Genomic DNA, 3954 nt, shown 5'->3' with positions numbered 1-3954 from the left:
GTTTGGCGATCCATAACACCATTACGCCCTGATCAACCTTGCCCATTTGCCACGGACCAGTAATCACGCCGCAGCGGTTGATGACGGTTTTAAGATTATAAAATTCATTGTATTCCTGAATAATCAGCTCGGAAGCGAGCTTTGTGGTCCCATAAAGAGATCGCGCGCCATTTAACGGGAAATCTTCGGCTATCCCTTTTGACGATACGCCCGGAACAGGCTGCTCGTCAGACAATGCAAACCTCGTTTCTTCCTCAACGAAATTCAGCGTTTCAATGGTTTTGATCGGATATACCCGGCTGGTAGAAAGGAAAATAAAGCCTGCCTTGTGCTTTAATGCATAGTTGAGGCAGTTGACAGTGCCCACCAGGTTGGTGTTGATCAGGTAATCAGGTGTTCCGTCAAGTCCAGCGAGTACCGAAGGTTCGGCAGAGGCTTCGATCACCGTGTCCACTGCGGGAATAGCGTCGAAGTCTTCCTTATTACGTATATCCCCATGGACGAATTCCACTCCGTGCTTTTTCAAGCGGCTGATATTCAGTTCAGAGCCCCGGCGTTTCAGGTTATCGAGCGCAAATACTTCGTAATGCGGATAATTCATTTTCAAAGAAATGGCCAGCGACGATCCGACAAAGCCTGCTCCTCCGGTAATTAAGATTTTCATAAAGTGTATTTGAATTGGAAGAATGTGTGGATTCAGATAAGACCAAAGTTAGGACATTCCCGAAAAACGGTTAGCAAGCTGACTTAGTTTTCTATGGAAATAGGTAAGCTAAGTAGCTAATTGCCGGAGAATAAATAAATTCTGCTTCAATGAAGTATGTAACTTCCGATAACATCTTTGAAGTAGATACATTTCGAAGCGCAGCAATTACACAGGTTTTTATAGTATTATTATAAAAAATTCCGTGCATGTCGAACTTTTCCTTCTTCTGTCTTTTATTTCTATGTGTTACCGGTACTTCCTTTGGGCAGATTGCCCGGGTAAATACCGCGGCAGACTCTGCTTCCTATCCCGTTTCCATATATAAAGAAGCGACCGCCTTCTCGCAAAATTTGTATAACGGCCGCCAGTATTACCTCTACGATCCGAGGAACGAGGAACACCAGTTTTTTGATACAAGAAAATGGATGAAAGGCGTTGTCCGCTATGATAATCAGCAGTTTGATAGCATTCCAATGCTGTACGATATTTTCAAAGACGAGTTGGTGATCAAACATTTTAATGGAGATCACCTGCTGCTGCAATCGGAAAAAGTCGACTTCTTTTTACTAAATAATCACAGTTTTGTTCGCCTCGAAGCAGGGAAGGATATCACGGCACAAATGCGTACCGGCTTTTACGATGTCATTTACGATGGTAAGTCACGGGCAGTAGCGCGTCGGGCTAAACAAAGGCAGGAGAAAATCGTCGATAAAAAGGTGATTTCGCTGTATCCGCAGAAGAACTTCTTTTATATTCTTAAAGACGGAAAATACCACAGCGCTCAAACAAAAAAGTCGGTTTTCAATCTGTTTCCTGAACATAAAAAGGAATTGCGCAAAGTGCTGAGGGACGGGCATATCAAGTTCCGGAAGCAAAAAGATCTGGCCATTGCCAAGATGGCCGCCGTTCACGATGAATTAGCCAAGCCATGAAGAAACTTTTACCATTTATTTTTCTCCTCAGTCTTTCGTTCTTTCCAGGTATTAGCCGGGCGCAAAATGTAGCCGAGAAGAAAATCACCGTAAAGCTGGATTCTGCCCGTTTTGGCGAATTCGTGCAGGTCGTCGAAGCGCAAACGGGATACTACTTTTATTACGATGCCAGCAAGTTCGACAGTCTTACACTCGATCTGAATGTAAATAACCTGACAATCCGCGAAGTGCTTGACCAGGTTTTCAGGGGATCGGAATTCGAATATGCAATTGACGCGCAAAAGCGGATATATATTACCCAGGGACCACGGATCATTACCCAGCTCACACCCGGATTGTTCGAGCCTGATAAAGGCAGTGAAAATGATTCCATTACCTACGCCGGCCCGGGTGACGATGCGAAAGAAAAGCTGCTTTCTACCGCAGAAAGCAAGCTGCACGAAATCGGAATAAGAAAACATCGCATTACGCCTGGCAATTCTACTATTACAGGATATGTAAGAAATGCGGTTACCGGCGAGCCTGTCATCGGCGCGGCTGTTTTTATTGCTTCTCCTTCCATTGGTGTTACAACAGACGCGCTTGGCTTCTATTCATTGACTATCCCGCGCGGCAAGCAGGTAGTCAGGATCCGGAGCACCGGAATGCGGGAAACGCAACGCCAGGTAATGCTGTATTCCGACGGTAAGCTGGATATAGAAATGCGTGAAAGCGTGGTGGCGCTGAAAGAAGTTTCGGTAAAAGCCGGAATGGACAGGAACGTGGTAGGTACGCAAATGGGAACGGTAAAGCTCACCATTAAAAACCTCAAACAGGTACCAACAGTTTTTGGAGAGACGGATTTGCTCCGCACTATACTCACATTGCCGGGCATTAAATCGGTAGGGGAGAATAGTACCGGGTTGAATGTACGCGGCGGCTCCACCGACCAGAACCTGATCCAGTACAACGATGCTGTGATCTATAATCCGTCCCACCTATTCGGCTTCTTCTCTGCATTCAATCCCGACGTACTGAAAGATGTAGAGTTGTATAAAAGTACCATCCCGGCCAGGTTCGGCGGCCGGCTTTCGTCTGTATTGGATATCAATAGTCGTGATGGTAACAAAAAGAAATTCGTTGCCTCAGGCGGGATAGGGTTGGTGACTGGCCGGCTCACATTGGAAGGGCCGATCGTGAAGGATAAAACGTCATTTTTACTCGGTGGCCGCTCTACTTACTCCAACTGGGTGATCAAGGCGCTGGATAACGAGAACTATAACAAAAGCTCAGCCTCATTTTACGATATCAACCTGCACGTCAGCCACGAAATCAATGAGAAAAACAGCTTGTTCCTCACAGGCTACACAAGCGACGACCGGTTCAGGTTGTTTGGGGATACCTTATATACTTATCAAAACCAGCTGGCTTCCTTGAAATGGAAGCATACATTCAATTCAAAGCTGTACAGTGTATTCACTGCCTCGCACAGCAAGTACCAGTATGCAATGAATGCGAAAGGGTTGCCGCTAAATGCATTTGATCTGAAATTTGACATTAACCAATCCAACTTCAAGGCGGATTTCAGCTATAACCTCAATCCGCGGCATACCCTCGAATTCGGGCTCAGCAGCATTTACTATAAGCTGCATCCGGGCTCATTCAAACCTGCTACCGCAGAGTCACTGATCGTGCCCGATGAGCTGGAAGCTGAGCAGGCTGTTGAAAGCGCATTGTACCTGGAAGACAAATTCGAGGTCAGTCCACGCCTTTCTATTTCGGCAGGTATCCGTTATTCGCTTTTCCAATATCTCGGTCCAAGAAACGTAAACACTTATGTACCCGGCCTTCCGATCGAATACATTTATCAGAACGGCGTAAAACAGTATAAATCGGGTGAAAATATCAAAACTTACGGCGGGCCGGAGTACCGTGCTTCCGTGCGTTACAGTGTCTTTGATAACCTGTCCCTTAAAGTAAGCTACAACACGCTGCGGCAGTACATTCATTTGCTTACCAATACCATGACCGTTTCGCCGACGGATATCTGGAAGCTGAGCGATCAATATATCAAGCCGCAGGTCGGAGACCAGATATCAGTCGGACTTTACCGTAATTTCAGGGGTAATAAGATAGAGGTATCCCTGGAAGGTTATTACAAAAACATCCAGAATTTCCTTGATTATAAAGGAGGTGATTCGCTGATCATGAATCATAATATCGAAGCCGCCGTGCTCAATACAAAAGCAAAAGCGTATGGTGTCGAATTCATGATCAAAAAAATGACAGGTAAGCTGAATGGCTGGCTGGGCTATACTTATGCCCGGACATTGTTGC

The 3954-nt window shown here is 45.7% G+C and carries 3 protein-coding genes; 2 read left to right on the top strand and 1 reads right to left on the bottom strand.

The features are described 5' to 3' along the window. Window positions 1–664: NAD-dependent epimerase/dehydratase family protein (locus ACTIE6_RS07325; protein ID WP_439556015.1), on the bottom strand; the 664-nt coding region annotated here is incomplete at its 3' end. 248 nt (window positions 665–912) lie between these two features. On the opposite strand from ACTIE6_RS07325, the gene ACTIE6_RS07320 reads away from it, so the two are divergent. Further along, the gene (locus tag ACTIE6_RS07320) at window positions 913–1638 is read left to right on the top strand and encodes a hypothetical protein (protein WP_439556014.1); all 726 of its coding nucleotides are present in this window, start codon (window positions 913–915) and stop codon (window positions 1636–1638) included. Beyond that, on the top strand, window positions 1635–3954 hold a 2320-nt coding region (locus tag ACTIE6_RS07315), incomplete at its 3' end, for a TonB-dependent receptor domain-containing protein (protein WP_439556013.1). The genes ACTIE6_RS07320 and ACTIE6_RS07315, both read left to right, overlap by 4 nt.

The sequence above is a fragment of the Dyadobacter sp. genome (assembly GCF_051859145.1).
GTDB lineage: Bacteria > Bacteroidota > Bacteroidia > Cytophagales > Spirosomataceae > Dyadobacter.
The sequence above is the reverse complement of the archived record's forward strand: the minus strand, read 5'-3'. Positions and strand labels throughout refer to the sequence as shown.